Source organism: Pseudaquabacterium terrae (genome assembly GCF_013266755.1).
Lineage (GTDB): Bacteria > Pseudomonadota > Gammaproteobacteria > Burkholderiales > Burkholderiaceae_C > Pseudaquabacterium > Pseudaquabacterium terrae.
On the sequence record NZ_JABRWJ010000005.1, the window covers coordinates 199,683 to 219,032 of the forward strand.

Genomic DNA, 19,350 nt, shown 5'->3' on the forward strand with positions numbered 1-19,350 from the left:
GGGAATCAGCGGAACTGGGACAGGAAGCGCAGGTCGCCATCGAAATACAGGCGCAGGTCGTTGATGCCGTAACGCAGCATCGTCAGCCGATCCGGACCCATGCCGAACGCGAAGCCGATGTGGCGCTCGGGATCGAGGCCGAAGTTGCGCACGACGTTCGGGTGCACCTGGCCGGAGCCGGCGACCTCGAGCCAGCGGCCCTTCAGCGGGCCGCTGGAGAAGGCGATGTCGATCTCGGCGGACGGTTCGGTGAACGGGAAGAACGAGGGCCGGAAGCGCAGTTGCAGGTCGTCGGTCTCGAAGAAGCGGCGGCAGAAATCGGTGAACACCGACTTCAGGTCCTTGAAGCTGACGTTCTCGCCGATCCACAGGCCTTCGCACTGGTGGAACATCGGCGAGTGCGTCGCGTCGCTGTCGACGCGGTAGGTTCGGCCCGGCGCGATCACGCGGATCTCGGGCATCGTGCCGCCCTGCGCGATCACGTCGGCATAACGCCCCGCATGAGCGCGCGCGTAGCGCACCTGCATCGGCGAGGTGTGCGGGCGCAGGTTCAGCCAGCGACCCTCCTCGTCCTTCATGTCGACGTAGAAGGTGTCCTGCATCGACCGGGCCGGATGATTCTCCGGATTGTTCAACGCGGTGAAACTCATCCAGTCGGTCTCGATCTCGGGACCGTCGGCGACGTCGAAGCCCATCGAGCCGAAGATCAGCTCGATGCGCTCCATCGTGCGCGACACCGGATGCAGGCCACCGCTGCCGCGCCGGCGCCCGGGCATCGTGACGTCGAGCGCTTCGGCCTGGAGTTGGGCCGCGAGCTCGGCTTCGGCCAGCGCCTGGCGGCACGATTGCAGCGCCGCTTCGATGCGCTGCTTGGCCAGGTTGATGTCCGCGCCGCGCGCCTTCTTCTCCTCGGGCGTCAGCGCGGCAAGGCCCTTCAGCAGCTCCGTCACGCGGCCGGACTTGCCGAGGTAGCGCGCCTTCGCGTTTTCGAGTTCGGCCGGGGTCGGCGCGGCCGCGAACTCGGCGCTTGCACCGGCCACCAGTTGATCGAGATCGTTCATCGTCGGTCGGACGTCAATCGGACAAATGAAAAAGGCCGCCCCGAGGTGACGGCCTTGAATGCTTGCATACCCGTGGGCTCGTGTCTGTTGCCAGACGAGCCCGCGGGCAGGGGATCAAGCGAGCTGGGCCTTCACCTTCGCAACGATGCTGCCAAAGGCAGCCGGGTCGTTGACGGCCAGGTCGGCAAGGACCTTGCGGTCGATGTCGATCGAAGCCTTCTTCAGGCCGGCCATGAACTTGCTGTACGACAAGCCGAGGCCGCGCGAAGCGGCGTTGATACGGGCGATCCACAGCTGACGGAAGACGCGCTTGCGGGTGCGGCGGTCACGGTAGGCGTATTGGCCCGCCTTCATCACCGCCTGCTTGGCGATGCGGAAGACGTTCTTGCGGCGGCCGCGGAAGCCCTTGGCCAGGGCCAGGATCTTCTTGTGGCGGGCGCGAGCGGTTACACCACGTTTGACGCGAGGCATGTTGGTTTCCTTTCAGTCCGTCAGGTCACAGGCCGGCAAACGGCAGCATCTGCGCCATGTGGCCCATGTTGGTCTCGTGCACGTTGGCGGCGCCGCGGAGGTGGCGCTTTCGCGTGGTGGACTTCTTGGTGAGGATGTGGCGCTTGAACGCCTGACCGCGCTTGACGGTACCCCCCGGACGGACGCGGAACCGCTTGGCCGCGCTCTTCTTGGTCTTCATCTTGGGCATGACTGCTCCTTCTATGTGACCCCTGCAGGCGGCTTGGGGCAATGCCCGAAGCACTTGTACGGCCTTGCAGCGGCTTCTCTCCAATCGCCGCGGTGACCAGACCGCGGCGCGGATCCTTCAAAACTCAAACTTTCACTGCTTCTTCTTCGGCGCCAGCACCATGATCATCTGCCGGCCCTCGAGCTTGGGCATGTGCTCGACCACCGCCACATCGGCCAGCTCGTCGCGGATCCGCTCCAGCAGGCGCATGCCGATGTCCTGGTGCGTGATCTCGCGGCCGCGGAAGCGCAACGTGACCTTGCCCTTGTCGCCGTCCTCGGCGATGAATCGCCGCAGATTGCGCATCTTGATGTTGTAGTCGCCTTCATCGGTACCGGGCCGGAACTTGACTTCCTTGACCTCGATGACCTTCTGCTTCGACTTGGCTTCTGCGGCCTTCTTCTGTTCCAGGTACTTGAACTTGCCGTAATCCATCAGCCGGCAGACCGGCGGATCGGCCGTGGCCGCGATTTCGACCAGGTCCACGTCCGACTCGCCGGACAGTCGCAGCGCTTCCTGGATGCTCACGATGCCCAAGGGCTCGTTGTTGACCCCGTTCAAGCGAACCATGGGCGCCATGATTTCGCGGTTGAGTCGATGCTTGCGCTCGACATTGGGCATCCGGCGATCGAGAAAAGTAGCGATGGTGCTAACCCCTACACGGCCCCAAGGCAAGCAACGGGCTCAGAAAAAGCAAATGCGCGCGCCGGAGGACCGCTTCAGACCTTGTGGGCGATGTCGTCGGCGAGCTTGCGGGCGAAGTCGTCGAGAGCCATCACACCGAGGTCCTGGTTGCCCCGAGCGCGCACGGCAACGGCCCCGCTTGCCTTCTCCTTGTCGCCAGCGACGAGGATGTACGGGACCTTTTGCAATGAATGCTCGCGGATTTTATACGTGATCTTTTCGTTCCGCAAATCGGCCGCCACTCTAACTCCTTGTTTTTGAAGTGTTTTCGCGACTTCAGCAACATAGTTTGCATGGGCTTCCGTGATGTTGGCCACGACCACCTGCGTCGGCGCCAGCCAGGCGGGCAGCGCGCCGGCGTGCTGCTCGATCAGGATGCCGATGAAACGCTCGAGGCTGCCGACGATCGCCCGGTGCAACATCAGCGGGCGCTTGCGTGAGCCATCCTCGGCGACGTACTCGGCATCGAGCCGCTCCGGCATGTTCGGGTCGATCTGCATCGTGCCGCACTGCCACTGACGGCCGAGGGCGTCCTTTAGCGTGTACTCGACCTTCGGCCCGTAGAAGGCGCCCTCGCCCGGCGCGATCTCGAAGTCGACGCCAGAGCGCCGCAGGCCCTCCATCAAGGCCTGCTCGGCGCGCTCCCAGGATTCGTCGCTGCCGATGCGCGCATCGGGCCGCGTGGCGACCTTGTAGATGATCTGCGTGAAGCCGAAGTCCTTGTAGACCTGCTGCAGCAGCGTCGTGAAGGCCGCGCACTCGGCGAGCACCTGCTCTTCCGTGCAGAAGACGTGGCCATCGTCCTGCGTGAAGGCGCGCACGCGCATGATCCCGTGCAGGCCGCCCGTCGGCTCGTTGCGATGGCACTGGCCGAACTCGCCGAAGCGCAAGGGCAGGTCGCGGTAGCTCTTAATGCCCTGCTTGAAGATCAGCAGGTGGCCGGGGCAGTTCATCGGCTTCAGCGCGTATTCGCGCTTCTCCGATTCCGTCGTGAACATGTTCTCGCGGTACTTGCCCCAGTGGCCCGTCTTCTCCCACAGGCTCTGGTCCAGGATCTGCGGGCCCTTGACCTCGAGGTAGCCGTTGTCGCGGTAGACGCGGCGCATGTACTGCTCGACCTCCTGCCACAGCGTCCAGCCCTTCGGATGCCAGAACACCGTGCCGGGCGAGTGCTCGTCGAGGTGGAAGAGATCCAGCTCTCGGCCGAGCTTGCGGTGGTCGCGCTTCTCGGCCTCCTCGAGCATGCGCAGGTGGTTCTGCAGGTCTTCCTTGCTGGCCCAGGCCGTGCCGTAGATGCGTTGCAGCATCTCGTTGCGGTGGTCACCGCGCCAGTAGGCGCCGGCGACCTTCATCAGCTTGAAGTGCTTCAGCTTGCCCGTGCTCGGCACGTGCGGCCCACGGCAGAGGTCTTCGAAGGCGCCTTCGCGGTACAGCGAGACATCCTCGTTGCTCGGGATGCTGGCGATGATCTCGGCCTTGTAGTGCTCGCCGAGCCCCTTGAAGTAGGCCACCGCCTCGTCGCGCGGCAGCACGCGGCGTGCCACCGGCTCGTCCTTCTTCGCCAGCTCCTGCATGCGGGCCTCGATCGCCGCCAGGTCCTCGGGCGTGAAGGGCCGCTTGTACGCGAAGTCGTAGTAGAAGCCGTTCTCGATGACCGGGCCGATCGTCACCTGGGCTTCGGGGAACAGCTCCTTGACGGCATAGGCCAGCAGGTGCGCCGTCGAGTGGCGGATCAGCTCGAGGCCGGCCGGGTCCTTGTCCGTGACGATCGCCAGCGTCGTGTCGGCGTCGATGCGGTGGCTCGTGTCGACCAGCTTCGCGTCGGCGCCCTCGCCGACGCGGCCGCCGAGCGCAGCCTTGGCGAGGCCGGCGCCGATCGATGCCGCGACGTCGGCGACCGTGACGGCCTGGTCGTACTCGCGTTGGGATCCATCGGGCAACGTGATCTTGATCATGGGACTCTCTCGGAACGGGCAACAAAAAAGCGCGGTGGAGACCGCGCTTTCAGGTTGTTCGGGGGAAAGGTGCGAACAGGCGTGACGGCGCGGCCGAATCAGTCGGCAGTGGCGAACGTAGTCCGCGGTGTCACAACCATGATGCCTTTCTCGCCCTTGTTGATTGGTGGAAGGCGCGATTCTAGTTCAGGCCACCGTCAAAACGGCAACAGGCTGACGTCGGCCGTGCGCTCGAACAGCCACACCGCCGCGAGCAGCATCGCGGCCGCCGAGCCGGCGACCATCACGCCGGGCACGTAGAGCCGGCGCCGGCGCAGCAGATACAGCATCGGCACGACCAGCAGCACCATCGCCAGCTGACCCAGCTCGAGCCCGAGGTTGAACTGGAACAGTGCCCAGCCGAAGGCGGCCGGCGGCAGCTGCAGCTCGCCGAGCACGCCGGCGAAGCCGAAGCCGTGGATCAGGCCGAAGAAGAACGTCACCCAGCCGCGCCGCTTTCCGATCAGGGGCCGGATGTTGTCAAGCGCCGCCAGGATGATCGTCACCGCGATGGCCGGCTCGACGAACGCCGGCGACAGTCGCACCCAGCCCAGCGTCGCGAGCGCCAGCGTTACCGAGTGCGCCAGCGTGAACAGCGTGACCGTCTTGGCGACCGGCCACAGCGCGGCGCGCCAGCTGTCGACCGCCTGCCAGCGGCCGTCCTCGCGCCGCAGCACCGCGGGCAGCAGCAGGCAGAACAGGAACAGCAGGTGGTCGTAGCCGGTGACGATGTGGTGCACGCCTTCGCGCAAGAACGCGGCCGCCGTCCCGGGCTCGACTGAAGCGGGCGTCGCGGACACCGCCGGCACGGCGGCCGGCTGCTGCGGATCGAGCAGCCGCACCGCGCTGCTGCCGTCGGCCCGCTGGATCTTCAGGATGCCGCGGTGTGTCGGGTCGACGTCGGCGAACAGCGTGTAGCGCAGCGGCGTGCGTTCGTCGATCGTGCACGGCGCGCGCAGCAGCAGCACCGCATAAGCGCCGTCGTTGCGACGCTCCAACGCGTGGCCGGTGACTTCGAAGCGGCAGCCCGGCGCCGACAGTGCGGCCAGCGCCAGCGCGTCGATCGAGGCCCAGGCGCTGCGCAGCTCGCGCCAGGTGAGCTGGCGATCGCCGTCGGCATCGAGCGGCAGCGCGGCATCGAGGTCGCGCAAGGCGATGTCCCATCGCATTTGCGTGTTATCACCGCGTGTCTCGATGAACAGATAGGCATCGCTCGCCTTGTGCGCCGCGGCCGGCAGCGGCGGCAACAGCGCACACAGCAGCAGCATCGCCGCGCGGAACGCCGCGAGCAGCGTCGCGGTGCCGTCAGATCGCATCCAGCCGCGCATCGCGCATCCCCATGCGTTCGGCCAGCGTGCGCGCCTGGGCACGCGCGGCGGCATCACCCGCCGCGGCCGCGCAACGCGCCAGCAGCAGCACATCGAGCGGCTCGCGCTGCTGCTCGACGTTCTGTCGCGCCGCCCGCAGCGCGGCCGCCGCATCGCCTTCGATCTCCAGCGCCATCAGCGCGCGCTCGCGCTCGTGGCCGCTCGGACCGCTGCGCTGGTCGGCCAACGCAAAACGCTCGCGCAGTTCATCGCGCAGCGTGGCCGCTTCGGGCAATCCCGCGCGCTGCGCGGCGATCGCCAAACGCAGCAGCGCGGCATCACTGCGCTGCTCGCCTTGCAGCAGTCCCCAAGCCTCGCGCGGCCGACGCTGATCGAGCAGGAAGTCGGCATAGGAAATCGCCGCATAACTGTCGCGCGCGCTGGCCAGCGACTGGCGCCAGGCCTGGTCGGACGCCGCCGCGCGGCCGGCGCGTTGTTCGAGCTCGGCCAGCGTCGTCAGCAGCCAGGCCCGGGTGGTCGGTTGGGTGGCCCGCGCGATCAAGGGCTGCAGTTGCCGGCGCGCCGGCTCGTGCTCGCCGCGCAGCGCGAGGTTCTCGGCGCTGCAGGCTGCGGCATAGGGCTGCATGCCCAGGCGCTGCAGCGCCTGGCACGCGGTGTCGGACTGCGCGTAGCGGCCTTGCACGCGATGCAGCGTCGCGAGCATCAGCCAGGCGCGCGGCTGGCCCGGATCACGCTGGACGAGCGCTTCGAGGCGCACGACGGCCGATCCGAACTGGTGCAGGTACTGCTCGGTGTCGGCGATCAGCAGCACCAGCTCGGCCGGCGCGCGGGCATCCGCCTGCCAGCGCGCCAGGCGCGCCAGCGCGCGGCCGGCCAGCCGCGGATCACCTTGCTCGCGGCCGGCATCGAGCAGCGCCTTCGCCTCACGCAGCGCGACCGCCGGATCGCTGCTGGCGCTGCCGCGGGCGACCGCCGGCAGGCGCTCGATGACTTCGTCGTCGTGCTGCGGCACGATCGGCGCGGCGAGCGCCGCCGGGCCGGAAAGCACCGCCATCAAGAGCGCCGCGCGGGACAGGATTCGCATCGTTCTCCTCCGATGGACACGGCTGCGCCCGCCGCATTCTGCGCTTAGGCGGGCGCAGCGGGCGTCAGAGCGCGGACGGCTCCGACGTGTCGCTGCTGGGCAGCGTCAGCGTCGCGCCGATGTCGATCGGCTCGCGCGTGTCGTTGAGGTTCATGCCCAAGGTCTTCAGGTAGGCGATCAGGCCCTCGATCGACTGCGTCGCGCTGGCCGGCACCGCGGCCAGCGGATCCGGCGGCGGTGGCGCCGGTGCGGGCGGCGGCGGTGGCGGCGCGGTGTAGTCGTCGTCCCCGCCGCAGCCGCCGAGCAGTGCGGCGGCGGCGAACAGCAGCGTCAGCGTGTGACTGGTCTTCATCGCAGCGCTCCTCACTTGGATCCCGGCGTCGGCGTCGCCAGGTAGGGGAAGCCCGGCAGCAGCGGCACGACCGCCTGGTCGACCGCGTCGTGCAGCTTCAGCGAGGTGGCGCCGAGCGGCACGTTGGCCGGCTTGCAGTCGGCGCCCATGTTCAGCGTATTGCCGTCGCCGTTGACCATGCACAGCCCGCCCATCACCGCGACCAGCGAGATGTCGACGATGTCGTCCTTCGGCCGGCGGCCGTTCGGGAAGCCGGCGGCGTCACCACCGGCCAGACCCAGGCGATGCTGGCTGGCCGACGGCGTCGGCGCGGTGGCGGTGTTCAGCCGCAGCATCTCCGAGGCAACCACGTTGGCCGGCTGGTTGACGTTCCTGATGCCGGTCAGGAAGGTGACCACCAAGTCGTTGCGCGGGATGTTCTTCGGCGCGGCGCCCGGCAGGGCCAGCGCGATCTCCAGCAGCGCCGGCAGCGTCGGGTTCGTCACGTAGTCGGCGAACTGGCCGTCGTCCTTCGGCTTGCTCGAGTTGAAGCGGTCCTTGTCGGGCAGGCCGATGACGACTTCGTTGACCAGCGGCATGCCCAGCCGCGACACCTGCACCCAGGCGCCGCCCGGCACGCCGGTGGTCTGGTGGCCTTTGCCCGGCGCCGGGTTCAGCAGGCCACCCTGGCGCAGGCTGGCGGTGGTCCAGCCGCCGATCACCGTCTCGCTGCCTTGCGTCAGGCAGCTGCGATGGACTTCGAGCGCCATCGAAGAAACGTTGGTGTTGTCGATGGTGTTCGGCACCGCATTGATCAGCGCCGGATCGGTGATCACCGCGACCGGCGCGTTGACCAGGTCGAAGATCGTGCCGAGGTTGACCGCGAAGGCTTCCTTGCGCTGCCCGACGAAGAGCTTGGCCGGCTGCGTGCAGCCCGGAATCGTGACGTCGTAGATGTGCTTCGCTGCGTACGCGGCGTAGTCGGGAATCGTCTTCATGCCGATGTAGTCGACCGGCTTGTTGAAGCTCGCGCCGCCACCCGATGCGTTGGTGATCGCCGCCTTGGTGCCGCTGCGGCGGTCACCGCGCACGATGTCGACGCTGAAGGTCTCGTTGAGGTTCAGGGCAGCCGCATTCGGGTCCGTAACGCCGCCGGCCTGGATCAGCGGAATCGCGACGTTCTTGCCGCCGATCGGCAGCGTGATGCTCTTGAGCGCATTCTTGAAGCGGAACTGGAAGCTGATGTCTTCCTTCGCGTCGCCGTTGTTGTCGATGTGGATCTCGTAGAGCGCGTTCGGATCCATCGAGAAGTAGTTCGGGCCGCCGTACGGCGCCTGCAGCGGCTGGTAGTTGGCGATCAGCGTGACGTAGCCGCTGCGGCCCGGCTCGTAGCTGGAGAACATGTAGAAGTCGGTGCCGTCGACCTTGGGCTGGGTCGTGATGTACGGCGCCTCGCGGTGGCTCGACGCCTGGGCCGGCAGCGCGGCGGCGAAGGCGGCCAGCGCGGCCGCGGCGACGGGCAGCAGGCGCTGCACCGGGAGCATTGTGAGGGTCATGGTGTTCGTCCTCGAGCGCATGAAAGTCCATGCCGCCGCGGCGTCGGAGGGCCGCTTCGGCGCTGGACACCTCCGGCTTGTTGTCAGCGCCAGCGGGTGTCTGGCAGGCTGATACGCGGGGAGCTCGAAAACGGATGCGCTTGTCGGCAAAGGCCCGCCGGCCGGCGCACCTAGGGCAGCGGCGCGGCGTCGATCGACGTCTTCGAGGCGAGCTGCTCGAATTCGTCGGCCAGCCGAGCGCTCATCGTCAAGGCCTGGCGCCAGGCCGCGGCACGGCCGGCGTGATCCAGGCCGTAGGCCTTGAAGTCGCTGCGGTCGGGCAGCTTGGCGTTCGGCAAGGTTCTGACCCACTCGGGGTTCGGCGCCAGCACGATCACATTCTCGAGCCGCGCGCTCGCGCGGTGGCGATGGCGCAGGCCCTTGTCGAGCCAGCCCGGCACCAGCTGGCGCTGGAAGTGCGGGTACAGCACCAGGCCCTCGCCCATCGACGCGTAGTCGAGGTGCAGGTGGTAGTCGGTGATGCCGCCGTCCCAGTAGGCGCCGGCCGGCGCGCCGGGGATGTCGTGCACTGCGGCGAGCACGAACGGTATCGAGCAGCTCGCCAGCACCGAGGACGTCAAGTTCTGCGCCGACAGCGCCACCTGGTGCGTGCGGTAGTCGTGCAGGTGGAAGGGCAGCGGCTCGCGCCGATCGGAGAAGATCACGCGCTCCAGCCAGCCGCCCATCGCCCGCCGGCTGACCAGGTTGGTCGTGAAGGCGCCGAGGTAGCCGAGCGGCGTGCGCAGCCGGCCCTCGCGGCGCAACAGCCCGCGGCCGAGGCTCGTGAAGACGTGCAGCCGGTAGCGCGGATGGTTCAGCGCCTCGGCCTCGCGGCCGTCGAAGTGCTCGCGCAGCCGCAGGCCGAAGACATCCGACATCTGCTGCGCGACCCGGCCGCCGCCCGGCCGCACCGGGTACTGCTGCGCGATGTAGTCGTCGGCCAGTCGCTGCAGCGCGCGCGCCGGCTCGTCGAGCGTCGCGCAGGCCAGGCGCCAGGCGCCGATCGAGGCGCCGACGAGGTGGATCGTCTGCGCGCTGCCGGTGAGCCAGCGGCCGAAGATCGCCTGGTCGAGCGGGTTCAGCACCAGGCCCTTCGGCCCGCCGGCGGCACCGGCGATGACGCGGATGTCATCGGGCTGCAGGCCGCGCTCACGCAGCCGCGCGCGGGCGCGCGGTCCGGCGTGGATGTGCAGCGCTTGCATCGTGGCCGGCGGTATCGCGCGTTAGCAGCCTAGCGCTTGGTCTGCAGCTTGGCGAAGGCCGCGGCCATCGCGCCCGCAGGCTGGGCGGCCGGCGCACCACCGCGCGCGCCGCTCGGCGCGCGCTCGTTGCGGCCGGCAGGCCGGAAACCGGCGTCGCCGCGGCCGGCCCCGGCGCCCTTGCCCGGCTGCGCATCGAGCTTCATCGTCAGCGAGATGCGCTTGCGCGCCAGGTCGACCTCGAGCACCTTGACCTTGACGATGTCGCCGGTCTTGACGACCTCGCGCGCATCGGTGACGAACTTGTTCGACAGCTGGCTGACGTGCACCAGGCCGTCCTGGTGCACGCCCAGGTCGATGAAGGCGCCGAACTGCGCAACGTTGCTGACGGTGCCTTCGAGCACCATGCCTTCGATCAGGTCCTTGATGTCCTCGACGCCGTCGTTGAAGCGCGCGACCTTGAAGTCCGGGCGCGGATCGCGGCCGGGCTTCTCGAGCTCGGCGAAGATGTCCTTGACGGTGATCGCGCCGAACCGCTCGTCGGCAAAGGCCTCGGGCTTCAGCGTGCGGATCACGTCGGCCTTGCCGATGACCTCGTGCAGCGGGCGCTGCAGCTTGGCGAGCAGACGCTCGACGACGGGATAGGTCTCGGGGTGCACACCCGACAGATCCAGCGGGTTGTCGCCGTCGCGGATGCGCAGGAAGCCGGCGGCCTGCTCGAAGGTCTTCGGCCCGAGGCCGGCGACGTCGAGCAGCTGCTGGCGATTGCGGAAGGCGCCGTGGGCATCGCGCCAACGCACGATGGACGCGGCCACCGCCGCCGACAGCCCCGACACCCGCGACAGCAGCGGCGCCGACGCGGTGTTCAGGTCGACGCCGACCTTGTTGACGCAGTCCTCGACCACCGCGCCCAAGGTGCGCGCGAGCTCGCTCTGGTTGACGTCGTGCTGGTACTGGCCGACGCCGATGCTCTTCGGCTCGATCTTCACCAGCTCGGCCAGCGGGTCCTGCAAGCGGCGCGCGATCGATACCGCGCCGCGCAGGCTGACGTCGAGCTCGGGCAGCTCCTTGCTGGCGAATTCCGAGGCCGAGTAGACCGACGCGCCGGCTTCGCTGACGACGACCTTGTCGATCTTCGCGTCCGGTGCAATGGCCGAGATGCGCTTGATCAGGTCGGCGGCCAGCTTGTCGGTTTCGCGGCTGGCGGTGCCGTTGCCGATCGCGATCAGATTCACGCCGTGTGTCGCGACCAGCTTGCCCAATGTGTGCAGCGAGCCTTCCCAATCCTTGCGCGGCTCGTGCGGGTAGACGGTGGACGTGTCCAGCACCTTGCCGGTGTCGGACACCACCGCCACCTTGACGCCGGTGCGGATGCCCGGGTCCAGCCCCATCACGACGCGCTTGCCGGCGGGTGCGGCCAGCAGCAGGTCGCGCAGGTTCTCGGCGAAGACCTTGATCGCGGTCGCCTCGGCCGCTTCGCGCAGCCGGGTGAACAGGTCGCGCTCCAGGCTCAAGCTGAGCTTGACTTTCCAGGTCCAGGCAATCGTCTTGCGGATCAGCTCATCGGCCGGCCGCTTCGCGTGGCGCCAGCCGAGGTGCACGGCGATGCGGCCCTCGGCCAGCGTCGGTTGCCCCGGCACCACCTCTTCGTCGAGCGCCAGCTTGGCTTCGAGGAGCTCCAGCGTGCGGCCGCGGAACACCGCCAGCGCGCGGTGCGAGGGCACACGGCTGATCGGCTCGTCGTAGTCGAAGTAGTCGCGGAACTTCGACACGTCGGCATTCACCGGGTCCTTGCCGTCGACGATCTTCGAGCGGAAGAGGCCGTCTTCCCACAGCCATTCGCGCAGCTTGCCGACCAGCGCGGCATCCTCGGCCCAGCGCTCGGACAACAGGTCGCGCACACCGTCGAGCACCGCGTGCGCATCGGCGAAGCCGGCGTCGGCATTGATGAAAGCGGCGGCCTGCGCCAGCGGGTCGAGCGACGGGTCGGCGAACAGCTTGTCGGCCAATGGCTCCAGTCCGGCCTCACGGGCAATCATCCCCTTCGTGCGGCGCTTGGGCTTGTACGGCAGGTACAGGTCTTCGAGCTCCTGCTTGGTCGGCGCGGCTTCGACGGCGGCGCGCAGCTCGGGCGTCAGCTTGCCCTGCTCGTCGATGCTCTTCAGAACCGCCGTGCGCCGCTCTTCGAGCTCGCGCAGGTAGCCCAGGCGCGCTTCGAGATCGCGCAGCTGCGTGTCGTCGAGGCCGTCGGTGGCCTCCTTGCGGTAGCGGGCGATGAACGGGACCGTGGCGCCGCCATCGAGCAGCTCGACGGCAGCGTGGACCTGTCGAGGCGCGACCTTCAGTTCGGTCGCAATTTGCAGAAGGATCTTGTCCAAGGAAAGCAGGCCCATGAAGGGCCCTGAAAAGACAAAGCGCGCGAGTTTGCCATAGCGATTCTGGCCCTCGTGAACCACCTGTCCGGGGGTGGTTACCTAGGGGGCAGCGCCAAGGCGGCCGCGGGGGTCGATTCGGCATAATCGCGGCGATCGGCGGCGCAGCCGGTCCGGCCCGGGGCTGGGAGGCCCGCGCTGCACACTTACATATTCAAGACATCCGATGGACATGATGGTGCTGGGCCTGTCGCAGGGCCCGCTGGTCGAGGTTTTGCCCGTGCCCGGTCAACGGGCCGCCGCCGGCCGATGAGCGTGCTGTCCACCGTGAACGCGCTGGCGCTGCGAGCCGAACGCCGCCCCGCCGGCGCCGCGGCCGATGCGGCCACGCTGCTCGGCGAGCTGCCCTTCGGCGCCGCGCTGCCGCTGCTGGCCGGCAGCCGCGAAGTGATCGATGCCTGGCTCAGCGACGGGCCGATGACCGAGGGCCGCAGCGGCCTGCTGCACTGGCGCCACAACGCCGAATGGCTGTACGGCGCGCTGGCCTTCGATGCGCCGGTGGGCGAGCTGGCCGCGTGCGTCGAACAGGCCTATCTCGACCTGTTCGATGCCTTGCGCAGCACCGGCTTCGTGCACCCGCTGCGGCTGTGGAACTACGTGCCGCGCATCAATGCCGACGAAGGTGGCCTCGAGCGTTATCGCCACTTCAACCTCGGGCGCCAGCAGGCTTTCCTGAAGGCCGGCCAGGCCGCCTTCGAAGGCTCGCCGGCAGCCTGCGCGCTCGGACCGCAATACGGACCGATCGTCATCCGCGTGCTCGCCGGGCGCCGGCCGTCGCGGCCGATCGAGAACCCGCGCCAGGTCTCGGCCTACCACTACCCGAACCAGTACGGTCCGCGCGCACCGACCTTCTCGCGCGCAGCGCTCGCCGATGCCGGCGGCGGCCAGGTGGTGCTGTCGATCTCCGGCACCGCCAGCATCGTCGGCCACCAGTCGGTGCATGTCGGCGACCTCGCCGGCCAGGTGCGCGAGACGCTGGCCAACCTCGAAGCGGTGATCGGCACGGCGCACCGGCACACCAGCGCCCGCTTCGCCCTGCGCGACCTGCTGTTCACCGTCTACGTGCGGCATGCCGCCGACGGACCCGCCGTGCGCACGATGCTCGAGCAGGCCCTGGGCGCCGATGCGCCCGCGGTGCGCGAGGCCGTGTTGCTGCAGGCCGACATCTGCCGGCATGACCTGCTGGTCGAAATCGAGGCGCAGGCCCATGCGCCGGGCGAGGTGTGCGCATGATCGGCCGGCGTCCCACTCGCATCGGCGCGTTCGCCGGGCTCGCCGCGTTGACGATGACGCTGGCGCTGCCCGCCGCCGCCGTGCAGCGGCCGCTGTGGGAGCTGGGCCTGGGCGTCGGCAGCCTGCGCCTGCCGCACTACCGCGGCTCCGACCAGTCCAGCGCCTGGCTGCTGCCGGTGCCCTACATCGCCTACCGCGGCGAGATCTTCAAGGCCGACCGCGACGGCGCGCGCGCGGTGCTGCTCGATTCTCAGCGCTTCGACGTCGATGTGAGCGCCTCGGCCAGCACGCCGACGCGCAGCCGCGACAACCATGCCCGCGAAGGCATGCCGGACCTGAAGCCGACGATCGAGCTGGGCCCGAACGTCAACTGGACGCTCGGTCGCGGCCGCGGCGCGGTGGCGGGCATCGCCGAATGGAAGCTCGACCTGCGGCTGCCGCTGCGCGCCGCGCTCAGCATCGAGTCGCAGCCGCGGGTCGTCGGCTGGATCGCGACGCCGAACGTCAACCTCGACCTGCGCACCGCCGGCGGCTGGAACGTCGGCCTGCTCGCCGGCCCGGTGATCGGCGACCGCAAGCTGCACGGCTACTTCTACGACGTGGCGCCGGCCCACGCCACCGCCGGGCGCCCGGCCTACCGCGCGCGCGGCGGTTACGCCGGCGCGACCGCGCTGGCCGGGCTGTCGCGGCGCGATGGTCCGCGCTGGATCGGCTTCTTCGTCAAGGTCGACAGCCTGCGCGGCGCGGCCTTCGAAGACAGCCCGCTGGTGCGCCAGCGCAGCCAGTGGTCGGCGGGCCTGGCGATGTCGTGGGTGCTGACCGGCTCGTCACGCAGCGTGGACGTCGACGAATGAAGCCGCTGCGTTCATCGCTCACTGCCGAGTCCTCGCCGCAGCCGCGCCGCATCGCCTGGCCGGTCGCGCTGCCGATGACGCTGCTGCTGTACCTGCTGCTGCTGCTGCTCGGCCTGATGTCCTTGAGCTGGAACCTGGTCGCGATGCTGCTGTACCCGGTGCTGTCGCGCCAACGCGGGCAAGCCATCGGCCGCGCCGCCATCGCCTATGTCTACCGGATGTTCTGGGCCATCGCTGCGTTCACCGGCATGCTGCGGCTCGAGGCGGGCCTGCTGGACGCGCTGCGCGACGAACCGGGGCTGGTCATCGCCGCCAACCATCCGAGCATGCTCGACGCGCTGATGCTGGTCGCGCGGCTGCCGCGCGCCACCTGCATCATGAAGGCGAGCCTGCTGCGCAACCCCTTCCTCAGCGCTGGCGCGCGGCTGGCGCGCTACGTCAGCAACGACGCGCCGCTGGCGATGGTGCGCCAGGCGGTCGATACGCTGAAGCAAGGCGGCCAGCTGGTGATGTTCCCCGAGGGCACGCGTACGACGCAGCCGCCGGTGAACCCCTTCATGCCCGGCGTCACGCTGATCGCCAAGCTGGCCAAGGCGCCGATCCAGACCGTCTTCATCGACACCGACTCGCCCTACCTCGGCAAGGGCTGGCCGCTGTGGCGGTTGCCACCGCTGCCGATCGTCTTCAGCGTGCGCATCGGCGAGCGTTTCGAGCCGCAGCGCGATTCGGACGCGCTGCTGCATGAGCTCGAAGCCTATTTCGCGTCCGGCGTCAGGCCGAACAAGTCGATGTCCAAGACGACGGGCAGCAGTTCGTGAGCGCGCGCCCGCTGGTCGAGACCGCGTCGCGCAGCCACCTGGTGCTGATCCCCAGCTACAACACCGGCCGGCTGTTGCTGCAGACGGTGGCCGCCGCGCGCGCGCAATGGAACCCGGTGTGGGTCGTGATCGACGGCAGCACCGACGGCTCCGAGCTGCCGCTGCTGGCGCGCGCCGCGGCCGACCCCGGGCTGCAGGTCTTCGTGCTGCCGCGCAACCAGGGCAAGGGCGCCGCGGTGCTGCACGGGCTGCGCCTGGCGCTGCAATCGGGCGTCACGCACGTGCTGACGATGGACGCCGACGGCCAGCATCCGGCGGCGCTGATCCCGCACTTCATGCAGCAATCGCAGGCGCGGCCGGACACGATGGTGCTCGGCAAGCCGGTGTTCGATGCCAGCGCGCCGCTGCTGCGCGTGCGCGGCCGGCGCGTCTCGAACGCCTGGACCAACCTCGAGACGCTCGGCGCCGGCGTCGGCGATTCGCTGTTCGGATTCCGCGTCTACCCGGCCGCGGCGTTGGCGGCGGTGATGCGGCGCCAGCCGTGGATGCGGCGCTTCGACTTCGACACCGAGGCGGTCGTGCGGCTGGCGTGGCGCGGCGTCAAGCCGGTCAACGTCGATGCACCGGTCAAGTACCCGCGGCCCGAGGACGGCGGCATCTCGCACTTCAAGTACGGCCGCGATAACGCGCTATTGACATGGATGCATGCGCGGCTGATGCTCGAGTTCGTGCTGCGGCTGCCGCTGCTGCTGACGCGGCGGCTGCTGCGCAAGCCGCCGTACCAACGCTGAGCTGGGCGCGCTTGGCACGCGTCAGCTCATGCCGCCGTCGATCGAGATCACCTGACCGCTGATGTACGCGGCCAGCGGGCTGGCGAGAAACGCCACCAGCTCGGCGACCTCCTGCGGCGTGCCGGCGCGCTTGACCGGCACCAGCTGCGCGATCTGCGCCGCATCGAAGGCGGCCTCGGCCATCGGCGACGCGATGATGCCGGGCGCCACCGCATTGACGGTGACGCCGCGGCTGGCGACCTCGAGCGACAGCGCCTTGGTCGCGCTGTTCAGCGCGCCCTTGGCCGCCGCGTAGTTGACCTGGCCCCGGTTGCCGATCAGCGACGCGACCGACGAGATGTTGACGATGCGGCCCCAGCGCGTGCGCAGCATCGGCAGCAGCAGCGGCTGCGTGACGTGGAAGAAGCCGTGCAGCGAGACGTCGATCACGCGGTGCCATTGCTCGGCGCGCATGCCGGGGAACACCGCATCGTCGTGCACGCCGGCGTTGTTGACGATCACCTGCACCGCGCCGCCTTCGAGCATCGCGGTGGTCGCCGCCTGCGTGGCCGCGGCATCGGCGATGTCGAAGACATGGCATTGCGCGCTGCCGCCGGCCGCACGCAGCTCGTCGGCCAGCGCTTCGATGATTGCCGCACCGCGGTTCGCGTGCAGCAGCAGCGTGGCGCCGTCGGCCGCGAGGCGGCGGGCGATCGCGCCGCCGAGCGCGCCGCTGGCGCCGGTGACCAGCGCGCGCTTGCCGGCGAGCCGAGGAGGCGCCGTCACGCGGTGTGCTCCGGCATCACATTCAGCACCACCGTCGCCCGTCCGTCGGCGACGGCGCCGCCGGCGCCGTCGCGCACTGCGAAGCGGTAGAGGATCTGGCGCTGATCGCCGGCCAGGCGCTCGGCTTCGACCTGCAGCTCGCCCGCCAGCGTGTGCAGGGCCGGCACCGCCAGCCGCACCTCGCGCACGCTCGCCAGGTACCCCGGCGTCGGCCGGCTGCCGGGCGGCGCGATCAGCGCGCCGTGCAGGGCCATCGCCTGCGCCGCGTATTCGATGGCACACGGCGCAAGCAGGCCGCTGGCGCTGCGCAGCGGATGGTCCGGTGCGTGGTGGCTGCGTGCGCTGCAGCGGATGCGTTCGGGCGTCCAGTCGAGCAAGGCATCGAGCAGGCACATGCGGCCGGCATGCGGGATGCGTTCGGCGATGCCGGCGTGGTCCAGCGTCGGCGGCAGGTTCATCGGGTCTGCACCTGCAGCACCAGGTGCAGGTCTTCGAGGTAGTCGATGCGCAGCGTCGCGGCCGGGGCAGGAGCGGCCAGTTGCTCGAGCAGCGGCAACCCGCGCGCCGCGGGAATCGCTGCACGCAGCGCCTCGAAGCCGGGGTGCGTGCAGGGCGTGGCCGCTGCGGTGGCCGCCGCGAGGCTGAGCCCCAGACGCACGCCGCCGAGCGCCGGATCGGCATCCAGCAGCAGCGCCAGGCCGAAGGCGTCCGGCAGCGGCCGCGTGCCGTTCAGCGGCTCGGGATACGGCACGTCGGCGGCCACCAGCAGCACCGGCCGGCGCAGTGACACGGCTTGCGCCGCCGCTTCGAGCAGCCCGGCGGCGAAGCTGCCGTCGAAGGCACACAGGCTGGTCGATGGCGCGCGCGATTGCGTCGCGATGTGCCAGTAACCGGCGGCGGCGTTGTGCACCGAGTTCGTGAAGCGGGTCGGCGAGACGATGCGCTCGGGCTGCGCCAGCGCTTCGCACAAGGCATGGCAGTTGGCCGAGTCGGATCCCGTCGAGCTGAAGACGGTGGCCAGCGTGTGCACGTCGACGCCCGCCTGCGCGCAGGCCTGGTCGGCGACGGCGAAAGACAGCTTGACGATGGCGCCGGCGCGGCGGCGCTCGGTCGGTGCCAGGCGGGCCGGCGCGGTGAGCACGGTCGGCGCCGAGGCCCAGCCGGCCGGCTCGCCCAGCAGCACCTGCCCCTGCGTCCAGTCGGCCAGCCCCGGACCGACCAATCCCACGCCGCGGACGCTCACTTCGAAAGCCATCATGCCGCCTCCCGCCCGAAGATCAGGCAGGCATTGCTGCCGCCGAAACCGAACGAGTTGCTGGCGATGCGGCGCGGCGCTGCGGCGCGGTTTTCGCTGAGGTAGGCGCAGCGCAGCGCGGGGTCGGGCGTGCGCACGTTCAACCCCGCCGGCAACAGGCCGTGCTGCAGCGCCAGCATCGAGATCACCGCCTCCAGCCCGCCGGCTGCGCCGAGCGTGTGGCCGGTGGCGCCCTTGGTCGAGCTGCACGGCAGCTGGGCGCCGAACACCGTGCGCACCGCCAGATCCTCGACCGTGTCGTTGTTCGGCGTCGCGGTGCCGTGCAGGTTGATGTAGTCGACCTCAGCCGGCGTCAGCCGGGCACTGGCCAGCGCGCCGCGCATCGCGGCGGCGGCGCCGGCGCCTTCGGGATGCGGGCTGCTCATGTGGTGGCCGTCGCTGCTCTCGCCGCAGCCGAGCAGCCAGGCGGCGGCATCGCCATCGCGTTCGAGCAGGGCGAACGCTGCCGCTTCGCCGAGCGACAGCCCGTGCCGGTTCGCATCCCAGGGCCGGCAGATCTCCGGCGACAGCAGCTCGAGCGACGAGAAGCCGTACAGCGTCGTCAGGCACAGGCTGTCGACGCCGCCGACGACCGCCGCGTCGACCAGGCCCAGCGCCAGCCAGCGCGCGGCCTGCGCGAAGACCTTGGCGCTCGACGAGCAGGCGGTCGAGACGACCATCGCCGGGCCCTGCAGATCGAGCGCGGCGCGCACGAACTCGGCCAGCGAATGGGTGTTGTGCGTCTGCCGGTAGTGAAAATCGGCCGGCAGCGCGCCGGTGGCCGCGTCACGCCGGCGATAGGCTTCTTCGGTCTGCAGGATGCCGGACGTGCTGGTGCCGAGCAGCACGGCGATGCGTTCCGCCCCGTGGCGCTGCCGCGCCTGCGCGACGCGCGCTGCGAAACCGTCGGCGTGCAGGCCCTGCCAGGCGAGGCGGTTGTTGCGGCAGTCGTAGGCCGACAGCGCTGCGGGCAGCCGTTCCTCGTCGACGCCCGGCACCTCGCCGATCCACAGCGGCCGGTCGACGGTTTCGAAGCAGCGATGCGCCAGGCCGCTGCGCTGCTCGCGCAGGGCCGCCAGCGTCGCGGCCTGGCCGATGCCCAGCGCGCTGCTGACGCTGAAGGCGCTCACCGCCACCGGTGCAATGAC

The 19,350-nt window shown here is 69.7% G+C and carries 19 protein-coding genes; 4 read left to right on the plus strand and 15 right to left on the minus strand.

Annotated features, from left to right (window positions below):
- Window positions 1–5: 5 nt before the first annotated feature.
- From pheS to HLB44_RS16965, 11 genes are all read right to left on the minus strand, one after another.
- Window positions 6–1,061: a phenylalanine--tRNA ligase subunit alpha gene (pheS, locus tag HLB44_RS16915; protein ID WP_173124614.1), complete on the minus strand. Its 1,056-nt coding sequence runs from the start codon at window positions 1,059–1,061 to the stop codon at window positions 6–8.
- 114 nt (window positions 1,062–1,175) lie between these two features.
- On the minus strand, window positions 1,176–1,532 hold the full coding sequence (rplT, locus tag HLB44_RS16920) for a 50S ribosomal protein L20 (RefSeq protein WP_173124616.1): 357 nt from the start codon (window positions 1,530–1,532) through the stop codon (window positions 1,176–1,178).
- A 25-nt stretch (window positions 1,533–1,557) separates the two neighbouring features.
- Complete coding sequence (gene rpmI / locus HLB44_RS16925; protein WP_173124618.1) at window positions 1,558–1,761, minus strand: 50S ribosomal protein L35; 204 nt, start codon at window positions 1,759–1,761, stop codon at window positions 1,558–1,560.
- 132 nt (window positions 1,762–1,893) lie between these two features.
- Window positions 1,894–2,421: a translation initiation factor IF-3 gene (infC, locus tag HLB44_RS16930; RefSeq protein WP_173124620.1), complete on the minus strand. Its 528-nt coding sequence runs from the start codon at window positions 2,419–2,421 to the stop codon at window positions 1,894–1,896.
- A 98-nt stretch (window positions 2,422–2,519) separates the two neighbouring features.
- Complete coding sequence (gene thrS / locus HLB44_RS16935; RefSeq protein ID WP_173124622.1) at window positions 2,520–4,439, minus strand: threonine--tRNA ligase; 1,920 nt, start codon at window positions 4,437–4,439, stop codon at window positions 2,520–2,522.
- A 197-nt stretch (window positions 4,440–4,636) separates the two neighbouring features.
- On the minus strand, window positions 4,637–5,794 hold the full coding sequence (locus tag HLB44_RS16940; protein ID WP_173124624.1) for a HupE/UreJ family protein: 1,158 nt from the start codon (window positions 5,792–5,794) through the stop codon (window positions 4,637–4,639).
- Window positions 5,784–6,890 carry a tetratricopeptide repeat protein gene (locus HLB44_RS16945; RefSeq protein WP_173124627.1) on the minus strand — a complete coding sequence of 369 codons (1,107 nt, stop codon included), beginning with the start codon at window positions 6,888–6,890 and terminating at the stop codon, window positions 5,784–5,786. Before HLB44_RS16945 ends, HLB44_RS16940 begins: the two co-directional genes overlap by 11 nt.
- Before the next feature lie 64 nt (window positions 6,891–6,954).
- Window positions 6,955–7,242: a hypothetical protein gene (locus HLB44_RS16950; protein ID WP_173124629.1), complete on the minus strand. Its 288-nt coding sequence runs from the start codon at window positions 7,240–7,242 to the stop codon at window positions 6,955–6,957.
- A gap of 11 nt (window positions 7,243–7,253) precedes the next feature.
- A complete protein-coding gene (locus HLB44_RS16955) occupies window positions 7,254–8,777 on the minus strand; it encodes a DUF4331 domain-containing protein (protein WP_246312314.1) in 1,524 nt (507 codons plus the stop codon).
- 170 nt (window positions 8,778–8,947) lie between these two features.
- Window positions 8,948–10,018 (minus strand): patatin-like phospholipase family protein, encoded by a 1,071-nt coding sequence (locus HLB44_RS16960; RefSeq protein ID WP_173124631.1) that lies wholly within the window; start codon window positions 10,016–10,018, stop codon window positions 8,948–8,950.
- Window positions 10,019–10,047: 29 nt separating this feature from the next.
- The gene (locus HLB44_RS16965; RefSeq protein WP_173124633.1) at window positions 10,048–12,393 is read right to left on the minus strand and encodes a Tex family protein; all 2,346 of its coding nucleotides are present in this window, start codon (window positions 12,391–12,393) and stop codon (window positions 10,048–10,050) included.
- 303 nt (window positions 12,394–12,696) lie between these two features.
- Between HLB44_RS16965 and HLB44_RS16970 the strand changes: the two genes are divergently transcribed.
- From HLB44_RS16970 to HLB44_RS16985, 4 genes are read left to right on the plus strand one after another with little or no spacing between them, the layout of a single operon-like run.
- Complete coding sequence (locus tag HLB44_RS16970) at window positions 12,697–13,680, plus strand: chorismate transformation FkbO/Hyg5 family protein (RefSeq protein WP_217283699.1); 984 nt, start codon at window positions 12,697–12,699, stop codon at window positions 13,678–13,680.
- Window positions 13,677–14,534: a MipA/OmpV family protein gene (locus HLB44_RS16975; protein WP_173124635.1), complete on the plus strand. Its 858-nt coding sequence runs from the start codon at window positions 13,677–13,679 to the stop codon at window positions 14,532–14,534. The genes HLB44_RS16970 and HLB44_RS16975 overlap by 4 nt, the downstream gene beginning before the upstream one ends.
- Window positions 14,531–15,352: a lysophospholipid acyltransferase family protein gene (locus HLB44_RS16980; RefSeq protein ID WP_173124637.1), complete on the plus strand. Its 822-nt coding sequence runs from the start codon at window positions 14,531–14,533 to the stop codon at window positions 15,350–15,352. Before HLB44_RS16975 ends, HLB44_RS16980 begins: the two co-directional genes overlap by 4 nt.
- Complete coding sequence (locus HLB44_RS16985) at window positions 15,349–16,143, plus strand: glycosyltransferase family 2 protein (protein ID WP_343051354.1); 795 nt, start codon at window positions 15,349–15,351, stop codon at window positions 16,141–16,143. Before HLB44_RS16980 ends, HLB44_RS16985 begins: the two co-directional genes overlap by 4 nt.
- Before the next feature lie 21 nt (window positions 16,144–16,164).
- Here HLB44_RS16985 and fabG read toward each other — a convergent pair whose 3' ends face one another.
- From fabG to HLB44_RS17005, 4 genes are read right to left on the minus strand one after another with little or no spacing between them, the layout of a single operon-like run.
- Window positions 16,165–16,908, minus strand: a complete 744-nt coding sequence (gene fabG, locus HLB44_RS16990) for a 3-oxoacyl-ACP reductase FabG (RefSeq protein ID WP_173124639.1) — start codon at window positions 16,906–16,908, stop codon at window positions 16,165–16,167.
- Complete coding sequence (locus HLB44_RS16995) at window positions 16,905–17,366, minus strand: hotdog family protein (RefSeq protein ID WP_173124641.1); 462 nt, start codon at window positions 17,364–17,366, stop codon at window positions 16,905–16,907. The genes fabG and HLB44_RS16995 overlap by 4 nt, the downstream gene beginning before the upstream one ends.
- A complete protein-coding gene (locus HLB44_RS17000; protein WP_173124643.1) occupies window positions 17,363–18,163 on the minus strand; it encodes a beta-ketoacyl synthase chain length factor in 801 nt (266 codons plus the stop codon). Before HLB44_RS17000 ends, HLB44_RS16995 begins: the two co-directional genes overlap by 4 nt.
- Window positions 18,163–19,347 carry a beta-ketoacyl-ACP synthase gene (locus HLB44_RS17005; RefSeq protein ID WP_173125550.1) on the minus strand — a complete coding sequence of 395 codons (1,185 nt, stop codon included), beginning with the start codon at window positions 19,345–19,347 and terminating at the stop codon, window positions 18,163–18,165. The genes HLB44_RS17000 and HLB44_RS17005 overlap by 1 nt, the downstream gene beginning before the upstream one ends.
- Window positions 19,348–19,350: the final 3 nt, after the last annotated feature.